A 16,539-nucleotide genomic window follows, 5' to 3' on the forward strand; every position below is an offset into this window, starting at 1 on the left:
CGAAGCCGTCAACAATGTGCGGCAATTTAGCCATCCGTAACCAAATTATGCCCCAATTGCGCCCAGGTGCTGCACTGATTCGCAGTTAACGATTGATTCGATCGGGTGAAAAATGGTGATTATTGCCAAAAACCCAACAAACGAGCAGTACAAGGATACAGGTAATGTCTAAAATCGCACTGGTAGACGACGACAGGAATATCCTGACGTCCGTTTCGATGACGCTCGAGGCCGAAGGTTTCGAGGTTGAAACCTATAACGACGGTCAGGCCGCGCTGGACGCATTCAACAAGAAACTGCCGGATATGGCAGTGCTTGATATCAAGATGCCCCGGATGGATGGTATGGATCTGCTGCAGCGTCTGCGCCAGAAAACGGCGATGCCGGTAATCTTCCTGACCTCGAAAGATGACGAGATCGACGAGGTTCTTGGTTTGCGCATGGGCGCTGACGACTATGTCAAAAAGCCGTTCTCGCAGCGTCTGCTCGTTGAGCGTATCCGCGCGTTGCTGCGTCGCCAGGATGCCGTTGCCGGTGATGTCGTCGCGGACAGTGAAGAAACCAAAGTGATGGAACGTGGCGACCTGCGGATGGACCCGCTGCGCCATGCGGTCAGCTGGAAAGGCAAGGACGTCTCACTGACGGTCACAGAATTCCTTCTTCTTCAGGCTCTCGCGCAGCGTCCTGGTTTTGTGAAATCCCGCGACCAGCTGATGGACGTTGCCTATGACGATCAGGTCTATGTCGATGACCGCACAATCGACAGCCACATCAAGCGCCTGCGCAAAAAGATGCGGACGGCAGATGACGAGTTCTCCGCGATTGAGACACTCTACGGGATCGGTTACAGGTATAACGAAGAATAAGTAACCGTGGCCCTGGCCGAAAGGACTTTCGTGCGGGATATGACGCCCCCTCAGCCGAGGGACGAGGACCTCGTCCTCGGTGAAGACTGGGTCGCACCTGAAAGTGCGGCCGGCAATGAGATGCGCGCGAGCAGGGAGCGTCGGGGCCTGATGTCTCTGCGCACCTCGCCACTGACGCGCAAGATTATCACGTTCAACCTGATTGCCCTCAACATACTCGTTGCGGGCATTCTTTATCTGAACTCGTCGCGCGACAGCCTTGCACTGCAGCGTGCCGCGTCCCTGGTTTCCGAAGCTGAACTGATTGCGGATGTGGTCGAGGCCCGGTTGCCGTCCGGTGCCCCGGTGAGCCTTGCGACCGGAGACGGCATTGACGTTGCCGACACTCTGGCCGGTCTGGATCTGCGCAGCGGTATCGAAGTTTTTGTCTTTGACCCCGGCGAACAACTGGTCGCAAATATCGAAGGCAAGCTTGCAGCGGATGAGATCGCCGGCGGTATCGGCGGAAAAACGTTCCTCACTGACTTACTGAGCTGGCTCTGGACTGCTGTGTCCGAGCCGTTCAGCGAGCCTGAAAATGTGACCATCACACCGCTGAAGGACAAGATCAGGCCCATTGTCAGTGAGACTCTGCGCGACGGAACTCAGATCCGGAACGGTCTTGATGTGGCGGGTGGCGTTCTGTTCACCGTCGCGACCCCCGTCTTTCAGAACGGCCAGCCAGTGGGTGTTGTGGCCGTGGCAACAGCCGCCGGAGAAATTGACAAGCTTGTACGCACCGAGCGCGAGCGTGTACTGCAGATGTTTGTTATCGCGACTGTTGTGTCTATCGGTCTGAGCCTTGTGCTCGCATCCACCATCGCAAACCCTCTCGCGGACCTTGCCGCCGCAGCTGAACTCGGGCGGGACAAAAACGCCCGGAAAATGAACCCCGGCAGGATCCGGATTCCGGATCTGACGGCGCGTCCGGATGAAATCGGCCGGCTCAGTGGTGCATTGCGTGGAATGATATCAGCACTCTACAATCGCATCGATGGCAACGAACAGTTCGCGGCTGATGTTGCGCATGAGATCAAGAACCCACTGGCTTCACTCAGATCTGCGGTGGGCACACTGCGTATGGTAAAGCGTGATGATCAGAGGGAAAAACTCCTGGATGTGATCGATCACGATGTGCGCCGTCTTGATCGGCTGGTCAGTGATATCTCCAATGCGTCGCGTCTCGACAGTGAACTGGTTAAAGAAGAAGAAGAGCCTTTCGACGTCCTGGGGACACTGACTAACCTTGGGCAGTATCTTGGCGATGATGCACGAACGCGCGGGATCGATTTCATCACTGACCTGCCGGACACACCGATCATGGTTTACGGTCTTGAAGCACGTCTGGCACAGGTATTTGTCAATCTTATCACCAACGCGATTTCCTTCTGCGAAGACGGAGATGCGATCCGCATCTGGGCCCGCAAAAAGGAAAACCGCGTGCTTATTGTGGTGGAAGACACCGGCCCGGGCATTCCCGACCAGGCACTGTCAAAAATTTTCAAACGCTTCTACTCACAGCGGCCGGATGAACATTTCGGCAACAACTCCGGTCTGGGGCTGGCCATATCCAAACAGATTGTTGAGGCGCACGGCGGTGTTATCTGGGCGGAAAATATCCGCCCGACTGAAGCAGATATCACTTCTGATCCGCTGGGCGCACGCTTTGTCGTGGGCCTGCCGATCTGACCGTTGAAACCGGCACCGACCACCAGCGCTGGAGCCAGTTCGCAAACCCTGCATGCGAGCACTGTGGCGGTGGACGGCCGCGCCGTTCTGATAACCGGAGCATCCGGCTCCGGTAAATCGGCACTCGCACTTCAGCTTATGGCACACGGCGCACAGCTTGTGGCCGACGACCGCACGCTGGTCGAATGCGACGGCGAAAGTATCGTCGCCTCCTGTCCGGCGGCTATTTCGGGTCTTATTGAAGCGCGGGGCGCAGGCATTCTGAATGCCGAACCAAGTGGCCCGGTACCTGTCGCGCTGGTGGTCGATCTTGATCACGTGGCCGTCGCCCGTCTTCCGGCGGCCCGGACATTCGACATTCTTGGTCGGGCAGTGCCCTGTCTTCACAAAATCGATGCCAGCCATTTCCCTGCAGCAATTCTGCAATATCTCAGGTGGGCTGCACAGGAGTAGAAATGACGGCCGACGGACCTCAGGCGCGACGCATCATCTTTGTCACCGGCCCCTCCGGAGCCGGCAGATCAAGCGCGCTCAAAGTGCTGGAGGATGCAGGGTACGAAGCAATAGATAACCTGCCACTGCGTCTGCTTGATGCGCTGCTTGCCGGTCCGGAAAACGACAAACCGATGGCGTTGGGGATAGACCCCCGCAACCGCGATTTTTCCACAACCCGCATTATTGACACGCTGGGCAGTCTGGCCGTGACGCCTGGCGTTGCCCCCGAGTTGTTGTATCTCGATTGTCATCCGGATGTTCTGCTGCGACGGTATTCCGAGACACGCCGCCGCCACCCGCTGTCTCCGGACGACCGGCCAGCGGCGGGGATCCAGCGAGAAATAGACATACTGCTTCCGCTCCGGGCGCGGGCGGATGTTCTGATCGATACCTCTGACCTGAATGTGCATCAGCTGCGCGCGGAGACCGAGAACTGGTTTGCGCCAGACGGCGAACACCGCCTGAGCGTGTCGGTGCAGTCGTTTTCCTATAAACGCGGCCTGCCTCGCAGTGTCGATATCGTCTTTGACTGCCGGTTCCTGACGAATCCCTACTGGGAAAAAGACCTGCGCAGCCTCGACGGGCGCGACAACAGGGTGGCAGAATACGTCAGCCGGGATGTCCGGTTTGCCGACTTTATTAAGAAAGTGGAGGACCTCGGGGAATTTTTGCTGCCTGCTTATCGTGATGAGGGAAAGTCTCACCTGGCAATCGCCTTTGGGTGTACAGGTGGCCAGCACCGTTCAGTGACAGTGGCTGAAAGGCTCGCATTGCGCCTTGCAGAGGAAGGCTGGCAGGTGTCAATTAGGCACCGCGAACTCGATCTGCGCAGAAAAAATGATGAGGCCTGAACCTTTGATCGGTATTGTGATAGTCGCACATGGCGGGCTCGCAGCGGAGTATCTCGCGGCGATCGAACATGTGGTCGGCAAGCAGACCGGTGTGCGTGTGATTGCAATTCACGCGGATCATGACAGGCAATCCAAAGAGCGTGAAATCTGCGCGGCAGCGGACGAAGTGGACACAGGCGGCGGCGTGGTCGTGGTGACCGATCTTTATGGTGGGTCGCCGTCCAATCTCAGCCTGCTGGCCTGCAAGCCGGGTAACCGGCGCATCCTCTACGGAGCCAATCTGCCGATGCTGATCAAACTGGCCAAAAGCCGCCGCAAAGCCGTGCCGGATGCCGTCCGCGCGGCGCTGGAGGCCGGCAAAAAGTATATCGACAGCCAGAACATCAGTGTTGAATAAGGGGCCCGTTTGCACATGACCCGATGTACCGTCAAAATTGAGAATGAGAAGGGGCTGCATGCCCGGGCATCGGCAAAACTGGTCGAGGTTGTCGAGAAATTCGACGCCAGTGCGGAGGTCTCACGTGATGGCATGACAGCATCAGGCGACAGTATAATGGGTCTTTTGATGTTGGCAGCTTCACGGGGAACCTTTATTGACATTGAAACGACGGGCCCGGAGGCTGAAGCGCTGTCAAAAGCGCTGAAAGAACTGGTGTCTGACAAATTCGGTGAAGAGGCCTGATCGCGCCTTGTACCGCCAGTAACAAACCGGGGGCCTGTCCGTGACAGACAGCTCACAAGAGATCAGTCAGGCAGAAAAGCCCGCGCAGGCGGACTTTTCAAAGTACGACCGCCGCAGCCTGTCATACGCCTCAACCTTTGAAGACCCGTTTCAGTCTGCGGTGATCAAGGTCATGGAAGCGATGACCGGCAAACTGACCATCTTGCGCAAAGTCCGCGAGTTTGAACGTCGCGGCGCACCCTCCGGCCAGGCGTTCTGGCGGGCCGCGCTGGACGTGATGGGCATTGAACTGCAGACGCCGCAATACCAGCTGGACCGCTTCCCCAAAGAAGGCCCGGTCATTGTGGTTTCAAATCATCCGCACGGCATGATCGACGGTATGATTTTTGCTGATCTCATCGGGCGTGTGCGTTCAGATTATCGCATTCTGACGCGCTCTCTCCTCACAGCCATCGATGAGGTTGCCGGGTCCTACATGATCCCTGTGCCCTTCCCGCACGATACCGACGCACAGCGCAAGGGTGTGGAAATGCGGGCAAAAGCGATGTCGCATCTGGCGGACGGTGGCGTTGTGGCGCTGTTCCCTTCGGGATCTGTTGCCGCATCGGAAACCTGGTTCGGACCGGCCGTTGAGGCTGAATGGAATGTATTTACAGCAAAACTGATCCGGCGTTCAGGTGCTACTGTTGTACCGATCCGGTTTCCCGGACAAAATTCGCGCGCCTATCAGATCGCCAACAAAATCTCACCAATGCTGCGGCAGGGACTGCTGCTGCATGAGGTGGTACATGCGTTCAACAAACCGCAGGCACCGGTGGTGGGCGAGCCGCTGGACAGGGAAACTGTGGACAAATGGGCCGATGACCCACGCGGGTTCATGGCCTGGCTGCGCGAGCACACACTGTCGTTGCGAGACTGACGGTCAGCGCGTTGGTACAGGCGTCTCGCCGCGGTAATCGTAAAACCCCCGCTGCGTTTTCCGGCCCAGCCAGCCCGCTTCGACGTATTTGGTGAGCAACGGACAGGGCCGGTACTTGGTATCGGCCAGCCCGTCGTGCAGCACATTCATAATGGCAAGGCAGGTGTCCAGTCCGATGAAATCGGCAAGTTCCAGTGGCCCCATCGGGTGGTTGGCCCCAAGTCGCAGGGAACTGTCGATCGACTGAACGCTGCCAACGCCTTCGTAAAGTGTGTATACGGCTTCGTTGATCATTGGCATCAGGATCCGGTTGACGATAAACGCCGGGAAATCTTCTGCTGAGGCGGCCGTTTTATTCAGCCGCTCAACAACGGTGCGACAGGCGCTGAACGTTGCTTCATCTGTCGCGATTCCACGGATCAGTTCGACAAGCTGCATGACAGGCACCGGGTTCATAAAGTGGAAGCCCATGAACTTTTCCGGTCGGTCCGTCCGGCTGGCCAGACGTGTGATCGAAATTGACGAGGTGTTCGATGTGAGGATCGTATGTGGCAGCAGATGTGGAACCAGATCCTCGAAAATGGCCTGTTTCACCGTTTCGCGCTCGGTCGCTGCCTCAATAATCAGATCTGTCTGGCCAAGCTCGCTGAGCGTCGTAGTAGGTCGTATTCTGGCCAGCGCAGATGCCTGTTCTTCGGGCGTAATTTTCCCGCGCCCGACCTGACGATCCATGTTGCCGGTCATCAGGGTGACAGCAGAATCGAGGGCTTCCTGGCTGATGTCATTCAGCATCACATCATAGCCAGCGAGCGCCATGACATGGGCAATGCCATTTCCCATCTGGCCGGCACCGACAATTCCAACTGATCTGATTTCCATGCGCGACGCCCCTGGTTGTTCTGCGCACTGTAAGACCGGGGCGGGGGCACCCGCAAGGCTGCGGCGCATGAATAATTTGGGTCAAAATTGCACTTTAAGGATTTCGTAGGTTTCGCGGGGCATACACGTCGCGGGTGATTTAAAAGGTGGGTTATGACCTATGATGTGATGAGCACAGGTGCGCTTGATTATGCGCCCTGTTGTTATGGCAATTCGAGGCTGTTGTTCCGCGGGCCAAAGCGGCGGCTGGACGCGCCCTATGTGGCGTTTCTTGGTGGTACAGAGACATATGGCAAGTTCATAAAGGCACCGTTTCCGGCGCTCGTTGAAAGCAGTCTCGGTGTCAATTGCGTGAACTTCGGCGTGCCAAACGCAGGAATTGATGTGTTTCTGAATGACGGCTCGCTGATCGACGCAGCCTGTGGTTCCAGCCTGACAGTGATCCAGGTCGTGGGCGCACAAAATCTGTCGAACCGTTTCTATTCGGTGCATCCACGGCGTAACGACCGGTTTGTCACCGCGTCGCCGCTGCTCAAAATGGTGTATCCCGAAGTGGACTTTGCCGAGTTCCACTTTAACCGGCACATGCTGAGCTGCTTGCAGGAAACCAGCGATGATCGTTTTTCCGTCGTTCGTGCAGAAGTTCAGGCGGCGTGGCTGGCGCGGATGCGTCTGTTGCTCCGCAAGATCAGCGGGCCGGTGGTTCTGGTGTGGGTTGCGGATCATGCGGCGCTGACAGAAGAAGACAGTGCAAACGTTTCAGTGCGTACGCGTGACCCGTTGTTTGTGACCCGTGAAATGCTCGAAGAACTGCGCCCCGAAATTGCAGGGCTGGTTGAAGTCGTGGCAACACCCGAAGCGGTTGCCTCCGGAACGGCCGGCATGGTCTTCAGTGAGCTGGAAGCGGTTGCCGCGCGGGAAATGCTGGGACCGCAGGCCCATGGTGAGGTCGCCCGCACATTGCATCCGGTGTTGCAGGATCTCGTCTGACCAACAAAAAGGCCGCCCGGAACCGAGCGGCCTTTGTACTTTTACGGAATGTACTCAGACTTTTTCGATCAGCTCCGGCACAGCCGAGAACAGGTCAGCAACAAGCCCATAGTCCGCAACCTGGAAAATCGGTGCTTCTTCGTCCTTGTTGATGGCCACGATGATCTTGCTGTCCTTCATACCGGCCAGGTGCTGGATAGCGCCCGAAATGCCAACTGCGACGTACAGATCGGGCGCGACGACCTTACCGGTCTGACCAACCTGCCAGTCGTTGGGGGCATAGCCGGAGTCAACTGCTGCGCGGGATGCGCCAACAGCGGCCCCCAGTTTGTCCGCCAGCTTTTCGATCAGCGCAAAGTCGTCTTCAGAGCCAACGCCGCGACCGCCGGACACAACGACGCCTGCTGATGTCAGCTCGGGGCGGTCAGATGCAGCCACTTTGTCCTCAACCCATTCGCTGAGGCCCGGGTTTCCTGCAGCGCCGATGCTTTCGACTGCAGCAGAGCCACCTGTCGCCGCCGCGTCAAAGGTCGACCCACGGAAGGTCACGACCTTCTTTGCGTCTGCAGATTTCACGGTCTGCATCGCGTTGCCCGCATATATCGGGCGTTCAAACGTGTCTGCGTCGACAACCGCAGTGGCGTCGGAAATGACCATCACGTCCAGCAGCGCGGCAACGCGTGGCATGATGTTTTTCGCATCGGTCGTCGCCGGAGCCACGATGTGCGAATAATCCCCGGACAGGGAAACGATCAGGTCCGCAACCGGCTCGGCCAGGCGTTTGCCATACAGCGCGTCTTCGGCGCAGAGCACCTTTGCAACGCCCTGGATTGTTGCGGCTTCAGCCGCTGCGTCGGCGCAGGTGGCACCGGTGGCCAGAACGGTTACATCGCCCAGGGCCTGCGCCGCGGTCACCGCCTTGGCGGTGGCGTCCATCGCGAGTTCACCGTCGTTAATTTCTGCAAGGAGAAGAACAGCCATTACACAGCCCCCGCTTCTTTGAGTTTCGCCACCAGTTCATCGACTGAGGCCACTTTGATACCCGCTGCGCGCGCTTCGGGTTCGACAGTTTTCACCACTTCGAGGCGCGGCGTGACATCAACGCCATAGTCAGCAGCCGTCTTTTCATCCAGCGGCTTCTTCTTGGCTTTCATAATGTTCGGCAGGGATGCGTAGCGCGGCTCGTTAAGGCGCAGGTCTACGGTAACAACGGTCGGCATGCTGACTTTGATCGTCTGCAGACCGCCATCCACTTCACGCGTCACAACCGCTTTGTCACCTTCAACAGCAACTTCTGACGCGAATGTCGCCTGCGACCAGCCCATCAGCGCTGCCAGCATCTGGCCGGTTGCGTTCATGTCGTTATCGATGGCCTGTTTGCCGCAGAGCACAAGTCCGGGCTGCTCTTCGTCAACGATAGCTTTAAGGATCTTGGCAACAGCCAGCGGTTCGATGTCGTTGTGCACATCGTCTGCCGCGATCACCAGAATGGCGCGGTCAGCGCCCATTGCCAGTGCCGTGCGAAGCGTTTCCTGGCTTTGCTTGACGCCGACAGAAACAACCACGACTTCGTCAGCCTGACCGGCTTCTTTGAGGCGGATCGCCTGCTCGACTGAAATTTCGTCGAAAGGGTTCATCGACATTTTCACATTGGCAAGATCGACACCCGAACCGTCCGCTTTGACGCGCACTTTGACGTTGTAGTCGATCACGCGTTTGACAGGTACCAGAACCTTCATTGGCGCATCTCTCCTTGGTTGCGACTCACACCCCCGTGCGAGTTCCTCGTTTTCTGAACGGTGGTTTACCTGCCACGGAGCAGCGGAAACAGTGCAAAATCGTCGCGATCCGGCACAGGAACGCCGCGTTCTTTGCGAAATTCAGGTTTCAGAGCAAAAGTTTCCGATCCGCTACGCCCTCTGCAGGGTGTCAGCGGTTAGCGCCGGGCACCCAGAGCACGTCGTCCCGGCCGCCGTTATTCGCTGTCCGGGCTGCGACAAAAAACCAGTCACTGAGCCGGTTAAGATACTTAACTGCCGACGGGTTGATTGCCTCCATCGTCGCCAGTTCCACACACAGGCGCTCGGCGCGACGGGAAACTGTCCGGCAGACATGCAGATGCGCAGCAAGGGCCGAACCGCCAGGCAGAATAAAACTGCGCAGCGCCTCAAGGTCCGCATTCATTGCGTCTATTTCGTTCTCCAGACGCTCCACCTGGGCGTCGACGACGCGCAGAGGCGGGTATTCAGCCTGCGCGTCCAGTTCCATATCCGGCCGGCAGAGATCGGCACCGATATCGAAAAGGTCGTTCTGAATTCGGCTCAGGGCGTCGTCCAGATCGCCGGTGGCTTCGAGGCGAGCAACCCCGACAAAGGAGTTCAGCTCGTCTGAGGTGCCATATGCCGTAACCCGCAACGAGTGTTTCGCCACGCGTGCCCCGTTTCCCAGTGCAGTTTCGCCGGCGTCGCCGGTTTTGGTGTAGATTTTGTTCAGAACGACCATTGCCGGTCAGTCTCCTCAGTTGCGGAAGTAAACATAGACGAGGATGAGTAGCACAGCGATGAACTGAGCCCCGATACGCCAGCGCATCAGCTTGTTGGAATTCTCGCGGTTGAATTTTCCACCGCCTGCAAATCCGCCCAGCCCGAACATCAGAATGACGACGACGGCAAGACAGGCGATAACGACGAGTATAAAAAGCGGATCCACGGCAGATGTCCTTTTCTTGTTCGGAAGTCATGTAGGGGGCGCGTCAGGAAAAGCGAGGCCGGTGCGACCCAGAAGCGCGGGATCAGGTGCGTGACAGGACCCAGTCCAGTGCGCGGGTCGGCAGGATACGGCGCAGGGCGCCCATGATATAGGTCGGCGTGGTCACATAGTATCGTGGCCTCGGACGGGGTGCCGTCAGCGCGTGACGCAGTTTGTCGACCACGGCTTCGGGAGGCAGTTCAAATCTGTCAGGTCCGCTGCTGTGATAAAGCCGCTTGCGCAGCTTGTGTTCATAATCATCACGCCGCGCCGCATTCTGCCAGTCGATCCAGCGTTCGAAGTGTGGAATCGAGTTTTCACGGATTTTCGAGGTGACCGGCCCCGGTTCGATCAGCACGAAATGAATATCCGTATCCCGCATTTCGATACGCATTGTATCCGTCAGGCCCTCGAGTGCGAATTTCGTTGCGTTGTATGCGCCACGCCAGGGCAGTGTAATAAACCCGAGAACTGACGAGCACTGAATGATCCTGCCATGCCCCTGGCGGCGCATAACCGGCATCAGAGCGCGGGTGAGCTCGTGCCAGCCAAAGAAGTTCGCCTCGAAAATTGCGCGCAGCGCATCTGTGGGCAAGTCTTCGACAGCGCCTGGTGTGCCATGCGCGCCGTTGTTGAACAGTGCATCAAGGGTGCCGCCCGTCGCCTCCAGAACTTTCCCGAGACCGGTTCTTATGGAAGCGGTGTCCGTGTAATCAATGCGCGGACTTTCAAAGCCCTCCGCCTTCAGCCGGTCGCAGTCCCGCTGCTGTCTGCAGGAGGCAAAGACCCGCCATCCGTCGTTACGCAGACCGACCGCCGCCGCATATCCAATGCCCGACGAGCATCCGGTAATAAGAATCGATTTTGGCATGGCGGTCCCTCCGGCTGTGGGCAGGGAATGCCCGTTCCCGAAGGGCAGTGCAATGATGTCAGTCGTTCAGCAGAAAATCCGCCATCCACCCTGCCGGGCTGCCGTCCACGGGACGCAGCTGTACCCAGCCGGCGCCATTCTCGGCAATGATCTCGACCATCGCGTCACGTTTCAGCTGGTTCACCACCTTGTAGCTGGTGCCCGGCCCCCCCCGCACATTCACCAGGTCGCCAGCGACGGTACGCACATCCGGCGTTGCACTCACGTCTGTCGACGCAGATGTGTTTCCGGGAAAGATCAGACTGGGCACAGTGCCATCGCCATCTGCCGTGATTTCCGGCGCTTCCAGTGAGATACCGCGCGCAACTACAGGCGTCACTGAGGCCTCGGCGGACGCAGTATTCAGTTTTTGCTCGGCCGGCGCGATAACAGCAGCAGTTGCCGGAACGGCCTCTGTGACAACATCCTCAAAGGATGTCAGGTTCAGGGCGGCCCGCGTGACAGTTACGCCGTCGTCCTGTTGCCTTGCAAGCGCAGGCGCCGGAACGGGTTTCGCAGGAAGTTCTGCCACGGTAACCGGGCCGGGTGCGTTGTCAGACATTTCCTGCAGGCGGTCCAGAACGGCGGCATCGCGGGCAGCGACCGGATCAAAATCCGCCCCCCCGCTCAGCTCGTAAAAGCCAAGTGTCAGAAATCCAAGTACCAGAACAATAAACAACTTCATAAGTAACATCCCACTCCCTTCGGCATGTGATATTAACACATCCCGGACCGTGAGGGTTCCTAACAGAACGGTTTTTTTTGAGGGAGTGGGAATTTCGGGAAAAAAACATCAGTGCCGCTGTGTTGCAGGCATGTAACGACCGTTGCGATATGCGGCTTGTAGGCCTTCTGACGGCTCGTTACACAAGGGCAATGGCTGACGATACTGAAACACCTGAACCGGACTCCAGAGACCTTTCGGAACCACTGCGCCGCGCGCTTGGCGACCGGTATCTAACCTATGCGCTGAGCACTATTATGCACCGTGCTTTGCCGGATGCCCGTGATGGGCTGAAGCCGGTGCACCGCAGAATTCTCTTTGCAATGCGGGAGTTACGTCTGTCTTCCACGGGTGGGTTCCGGAAATCAGCTAAGATTTCCGGTGACGTGATGGGCAACTATCACCCGCATGGTGACGCTGCGATCTATGATGCGATGGCGCGGCTGGCCCAGGATTTCAACGTACGTTATCCGCTGGTCGACGGTCAGGGTAATTTCGGTAACATCGACGGGGATAACCCGGCAGCCAGCCGCTATACCGAAGCGCGGATGACGGCCGTCGCCGAGGCGATGCTCGAAGGCCTCAACGAAAACGCTGTCGATTTCCGCGAAAACTATGACGGCACGCTGACCGAACCGGCGGTACTGCCCGCACAGTTTCCGAATCTGCTGGCCAATGGGGCGTCCGGTATCGCGGTGGGCATGGCGACCAATATTCCGCCACATAACACTGCAGAGCTTTGCGATGCCTGTATTCACCTGATCAGAACACCTGATGCGCGCGATGATACGCTGCTGAACTACGTGCCGGGGCCTGATTTTCCGACCGGCGGAGTGATCGTCGAACCGGCTGAGAATATTGCTGCGGCCTACCGGACCGGGCGCGGTTCTTTCCGTCTGCGGTGTCGCTGGGAGGTTGAGGATCTGGGTCGCGGGCAGTGGCAGATTGTCGTTACCGAGATCCCCTATCAGGTTCAGAAATCCAAGCTGATCGAAAAAATCGCAGAAGTTATCCAGACCAAGAAAATCCCGATTCTGGCCGATGTACGTGACGAGAGCGCCGACGATATACGGATGATCCTGGAGCCGCGGTCCAAGAATGTGGATCCCGAAGTGCTCATGGGCATGCTGTACCGGTCCTCTGATCTGGAAGTGCGGTTCTCGCTCAATATGAACGTTCTGATCGATGGGGTGACGCCAAAAGTCTGCTCCATGAAGGAAGTGCTGCGCGCATTTCTTGATCACCGTCAGGAAGTTCTGATCCGGCGATCGACACACCGGATGGAGAAAATCGATCACCGTCTTGAGGTACTTGAGGGCTTTGTCATTGCCTTTCTGAACCTCGACCGGGTGATCGACATTATCCGGTATGATGATGATCCCAAGGCGGCCCTGATGCGCGAGGACTGGGGCAGGACCCATGTCCGGGCGCGGGACGAGGCGGATTACGTTTCGCCTGCTCCCGGCGAGGGCGAGCTGAGCGAGGTTCAGGCAGAAGCTATTCTGAACATGCGCCTTCGGTCGCTGCGCCGTCTTGAGGAGATGGAACTGCTGCGCGAACAGGAAGCCCTGATGGAAGAGCGCGCAGGCCTTGAGGATCTGCTGGAAAACCCCTCCCTGCAATGGGACAGCATCGCGGCCCAGCTGCGCGAGACCAAAAAGCAGTTTGGCCGCGACTGGGAAGGTGGTGCGCGCCGTACAACCTTTGCCGAGGCAGGCGAAGTTGAGGATGTGCCTATTGAAGCGATGATTGATCGCGAGCCGATCACAGTCGTCTGTTCGCAGATGGGCTGGGTCCGGGCAATGACAGGTCACATCGATCTGACCCGCGAGCTCAAATTCAAAGATGGCGATGGCCCACGCTTCATTTTCCATGCCGAAACCACGGACAGACTGCTGGTATTCGGATCCAACGGTCGCTTTTACACCGTTTCGGCGTCCAACCTGCCCGGCGGGCGGGGCATGGGTGAGCCGCTGCGCCTGATGGTGGATCTGCCGAACGAGGCGGATATCGTCACGATACTGACGCACAGACCCGATCGCAAACTGCTGGTCGCCTCTGGTGCCGGAGATGGATTCGTAGTGCCCGAGAACGACGTGGTCGCCCAGACCCGGAGCGGCAAACAGGTACTGAACGTGCGCGGAGAAACCCGGGCCATGGTCTGCAAACCCGTCACAGGAGACAGCGTAGCCGTGGTCGGTGAAAACCGCAAAGTGCTGGTCTTTGGCCTTGATGAACTGCCCGAAATGGGACGTGGCAAAGGTGTGCGGCTGCAGAAATACAAAGACGGAGGCCTGTCTGACGCCATTACGTTTGCCCGGGAGGAAGGTCTCAGCTGGCTGGATCCGGCAGGGCGCACCCGGACCGAGACTGAACTGGCGGAGTGGACAGGCAAGCGCGCCAGTGCCGGTCGTATGGCCCCGCGCGGCTTTCCCAGAGACAACCGTTTTACCTGAACGGTCCGGGGTGCGGGTCAGACAGGTTCGGCCGTCAGCCAGACGCCGCCATCCGGGCGCAGGGTCAGGATCATCACCGGCGCAGGATCGCGCCCGGGGACCCTCGTGAAACGGAACCGGCCGAGCAGAGTAGCCAGTATGATCATCGCTTCCTGCAGAGCAAATGAGGCGCCGATGCAGATGCGCGGACCATCTCCGAACGGCAGCCATGCATAGCGGTCGATCGACTGGCGGTCTGCGAACCGCTGAGGCCGGAATGAGTCCGGATCCTGCCACAGCGTACGGTGCCGACCCAGCGCATAGATCGGGATCATTACCGTATCACCCGGCTCTACAGGCGCGCCGGCCAGCGTGTCCTGTTTCTGCGCTGTACGCGAGACGATGCCTGCCGGTGGATACAGTCGCAGGGTCTCTTCGATTATCCGCCTGACCAGGCCCAGGTTTTCCAGATCACCAGCCTCTGCCGCGCGCTGACCAACGACGCTGTGTATCTCGTGTCGGGCCGCGTCCTGGACATTCTGATCAAAGGTGCAGAGATACAGTGCCCAGGCGAGTGTGAGGGCCGTTGTTTCGTGGCCTGCTACGATAAAGGTCAGCAGATTGTCGCGCAGCTCTGATGTGCTCATTCGGCGACCGGTGCGCGGGTCTTCGGCTTCACGCATCAGATCGAGCAGGTCAGGTGTGGCCGACGGCCCCCTGCGCAGGCGTGCTTCGATTGCGGCATCGGCATCCGCTTTCATCTTTTGCATGGAGCGCGTTGCCGCGACGCGCCCCGGACGCGGTACCCAGTCGGGCGCGCCCAGCACGTCAAGCAGCGAAACGCGGCCTGCTTTTTCAGTGTAGGCCTCGATTGCTCTGTGCACTGATGCGCGCTCAAAACTACCGTCCGTCGAGAATGTGACTTCGGAAATCACATCAAAGGTTGCCGTCGTCATCTCGTCCAGCAGATTGACAGCCCGGTGTTTCTGAGATGCGATACGATCTGCGCTGCGGGTTGCGGCCCCGGTCATGACAGGCCCCAGCGATGCGATGTTACGGTGCGAGAACGCCGGTGCCGCTGCGCGTCTCTGCCATCGCCAGTGCGCGCCTTCGGCAACAAAAAGCGAGTCGCCCACCGCAGGTCTCAGCAGATTTCGCGTCACAACCGACTTGGGGTAGTCAGCGACGCGTTCCAGCAAAATCTCCCGCAGGGCAGGCGGATGCATCACCATATGCCAGCGTGTTCCCGTCCGGCCGGACAGGATCTTCTGCTCGGTGGCTGCCTGTGGAATGATACTCAGAAGATTTTCCTGCATCCGCGCAAAGCTGCCGAGCACGCCGACAGGTTCCGTCGGCAACCGTGCGCGTACAGGCAATTCTGTGCTGTTGTCTCCGCCGTCCCGGGGCATCTGCCGCTGTTCCTCTCTGGACCCGGAACGTAGAACGCAGAGCGGGGCGGTCCACCGCCCGGCGGCGCCCGGACGCATTGCGCTGGGCGATACCATGCGCTAGCACTTGTGCAGGCAGGAAATTGAGGGCAGTTCATGTTCAGAAAAGCAGTCTGGATGCTGGGCGCGGTTGCGCTTTCAGCGTGTGTAAACAGTTCGGATCTGAACGATCCGGCGGTTCTGCTGGGCGACTTCAGCCTGGGCCACAACGTGGTGGTCGCGCCGAAGGTCGCCAAGGGCCCTGCCAGCAGGGAAGTGCCGGTGGATGAACTGACGGCTTCTATCCAGTCCGCCATTGCCGAGAGGTTTGACCGGTACGACGGCCCGAAGGACTATCATTTTGGCCTCAGTGTTGAAGCCTATGTTCTGGCACAGCCGGGCATTCCGGTGCTTCTTTCGCCAAAATCGGCGATGATTGTGCAGCTGACTGTCTGGGATGACGCCAAAGGAGCAAAGCTCAATACCGAGCCTGAGCAGATCACTGTGCTTGAGGAGCTTTCCGGACAGAACGTCTTCGGCTCGGGCCTGCTCAAGTCAGGTGATCAGCAGCTCGAGGAAATGTCCCGCAGTGTGGCCAAAGCCATCGAAAACTACCTCGTCGCCCAGAATGCCGAATACGGGTGGTTTACTGAAAATGCCGTCGTTGACACCGGCGAGGAGGAAGAACCTGCGGAGCGCTGAGTGAAGTGCACGTCGTGCTTGATTTTCCTGTCAGATGCCAATACATGCCGCGCCATGTGAACGACAGGGTCGCGGACGTGACCCCTCAGAAAAAAGGGCGCCACACTCATGGCAAAGGCAAAGTTTGAACGGACGAAACCGCACGTAAACATCGGCACGATTGGTCACGTTGACCACGGCAAG

At 58.4% G+C, this 16,539-nt stretch carries 18 protein-coding genes; 10 read left to right on the forward strand and 8 right to left on the reverse strand.

From position 1 onward, the window contains the following. Positions 1–164 precede the first annotated feature (164 nt). Genes Q0792_RS18485 through Q0792_RS18515 form a run of 7 tightly spaced genes read left to right on the forward strand, consistent with a single transcriptional unit; the run spans position 165 to position 5,541 of the window. Positions 165–866, forward strand: coding sequence for a response regulator transcription factor (locus Q0792_RS18485; RefSeq protein WP_195819692.1), 702 nt, complete (start codon positions 165–167; stop codon positions 864–866). Positions 867–905: 39 nt separating this feature from the next. Beyond that, positions 906–2,594: a sensor histidine kinase gene (locus Q0792_RS18490; protein WP_298844401.1), complete on the forward strand. Its 1,689-nt coding sequence runs from the start codon at positions 906–908 to the stop codon at positions 2,592–2,594. Between the two features lie 3 nt (positions 2,595–2,597). Next, positions 2,598–3,047: an HPr kinase/phosphorylase gene (locus tag Q0792_RS18495; protein WP_298844347.1), complete on the forward strand. Its 450-nt coding sequence runs from the start codon at positions 2,598–2,600 to the stop codon at positions 3,045–3,047. Positions 3,048–3,049: 2 nt separating this feature from the next. Then, positions 3,050–3,940, forward strand: coding sequence for an RNase adapter RapZ (gene rapZ / locus Q0792_RS18500; RefSeq protein WP_298844349.1), 891 nt, complete (start codon positions 3,050–3,052; stop codon positions 3,938–3,940). Positions 3,941–3,944: 4 nt separating this feature from the next. Next, the gene (locus Q0792_RS18505; RefSeq protein ID WP_298844405.1) at positions 3,945–4,337 is read left to right on the forward strand and encodes a PTS fructose transporter subunit IIA; all 393 of its coding nucleotides are present in this window, start codon (positions 3,945–3,947) and stop codon (positions 4,335–4,337) included. 15 nt (positions 4,338–4,352) lie between these two features. Next, positions 4,353–4,622, forward strand: coding sequence for an HPr family phosphocarrier protein (locus Q0792_RS18510; RefSeq protein ID WP_298844352.1), 270 nt, complete (start codon positions 4,353–4,355; stop codon positions 4,620–4,622). A 40-nt stretch (positions 4,623–4,662) separates the two neighbouring features. Beyond that, positions 4,663–5,541, forward strand: a complete 879-nt coding sequence (locus Q0792_RS18515) for a lysophospholipid acyltransferase family protein (RefSeq protein ID WP_298844354.1) — start codon at positions 4,663–4,665, stop codon at positions 5,539–5,541. A gap of 3 nt (positions 5,542–5,544) precedes the next feature. Here Q0792_RS18515 and Q0792_RS18520 read toward each other — a convergent pair whose 3' ends face one another. After that, positions 5,545–6,420 (reverse strand): 3-hydroxybutyryl-CoA dehydrogenase, encoded by an 876-nt coding sequence (locus tag Q0792_RS18520; protein WP_298844356.1) that lies wholly within the window; start codon positions 6,418–6,420, stop codon positions 5,545–5,547. Positions 6,421–6,573: 153 nt separating this feature from the next. On the opposite strand from Q0792_RS18520, the gene Q0792_RS18525 reads away from it, so the two are divergent. After that, positions 6,574–7,410: a DUF6473 family protein gene (locus tag Q0792_RS18525; RefSeq protein WP_298844357.1), complete on the forward strand. Its 837-nt coding sequence runs from the start codon at positions 6,574–6,576 to the stop codon at positions 7,408–7,410. A 54-nt stretch (positions 7,411–7,464) separates the two neighbouring features. On the opposite strand, the gene Q0792_RS18530 is transcribed toward Q0792_RS18525, so the two are convergent. From Q0792_RS18530 to Q0792_RS18555, 6 genes are all read right to left on the reverse strand, one after another. After that, on the reverse strand, positions 7,465–8,391 hold the full coding sequence (locus tag Q0792_RS18530) for an FAD-binding protein (RefSeq protein WP_298844359.1): 927 nt from the start codon (positions 8,389–8,391) through the stop codon (positions 7,465–7,467). Further along, on the reverse strand, positions 8,391–9,149 hold the full coding sequence (locus tag Q0792_RS18535) for an electron transfer flavoprotein subunit beta/FixA family protein (protein ID WP_298844362.1): 759 nt from the start codon (positions 9,147–9,149) through the stop codon (positions 8,391–8,393). Before Q0792_RS18535 ends, Q0792_RS18530 begins: the two co-directional genes overlap by 1 nt. A gap of 190 nt (positions 9,150–9,339) precedes the next feature. Then, positions 9,340–9,912: a cob(I)yrinic acid a,c-diamide adenosyltransferase gene (locus tag Q0792_RS18540; protein ID WP_298844365.1), complete on the reverse strand. Its 573-nt coding sequence runs from the start codon at positions 9,910–9,912 to the stop codon at positions 9,340–9,342. Positions 9,913–9,927: 15 nt separating this feature from the next. Continuing rightward, the gene (locus Q0792_RS18545; RefSeq protein ID WP_298844367.1) at positions 9,928–10,119 is read right to left on the reverse strand and encodes a twin transmembrane helix small protein; all 192 of its coding nucleotides are present in this window, start codon (positions 10,117–10,119) and stop codon (positions 9,928–9,930) included. Between the two features lie 82 nt (positions 10,120–10,201). Continuing rightward, positions 10,202–11,029, reverse strand: a complete 828-nt coding sequence (locus tag Q0792_RS18550; protein WP_298844370.1) for an SDR family NAD(P)-dependent oxidoreductase — start codon at positions 11,027–11,029, stop codon at positions 10,202–10,204. 58 nt (positions 11,030–11,087) lie between these two features. Then, positions 11,088–11,753, reverse strand: a complete 666-nt coding sequence (locus Q0792_RS18555) for an SH3 domain-containing protein (protein ID WP_298844372.1) — start codon at positions 11,751–11,753, stop codon at positions 11,088–11,090. Positions 11,754–11,944: 191 nt separating this feature from the next. Between Q0792_RS18555 and parC the strand changes: the two genes are divergently transcribed. After that, the gene (gene parC, locus Q0792_RS18560; RefSeq protein WP_298844375.1) at positions 11,945–14,248 is read left to right on the forward strand and encodes a DNA topoisomerase IV subunit A; all 2,304 of its coding nucleotides are present in this window, start codon (positions 11,945–11,947) and stop codon (positions 14,246–14,248) included. 17 nt (positions 14,249–14,265) lie between these two features. Here the strand turns inward: parC and Q0792_RS18565 are convergent, their stop codons facing one another. Beyond that, a complete protein-coding gene (locus Q0792_RS18565; protein WP_298844378.1) occupies positions 14,266–15,636 on the reverse strand; it encodes a cytochrome P450 in 1,371 nt (456 codons plus the stop codon). A gap of 135 nt (positions 15,637–15,771) precedes the next feature. Between Q0792_RS18565 and Q0792_RS18570 the strand changes: the two genes are divergently transcribed. Beyond that, the gene (locus Q0792_RS18570) at positions 15,772–16,356 is read left to right on the forward strand and encodes a hypothetical protein (RefSeq protein WP_298844381.1); all 585 of its coding nucleotides are present in this window, start codon (positions 15,772–15,774) and stop codon (positions 16,354–16,356) included. Positions 16,357–16,539: the final 183 nt, after the last annotated feature.

It is taken from the genome of uncultured Roseobacter sp., assembly GCF_947495025.1.
Taxonomy (GTDB): Bacteria; Pseudomonadota; Alphaproteobacteria; order Rhodobacterales; family Rhodobacteraceae; genus Roseobacter.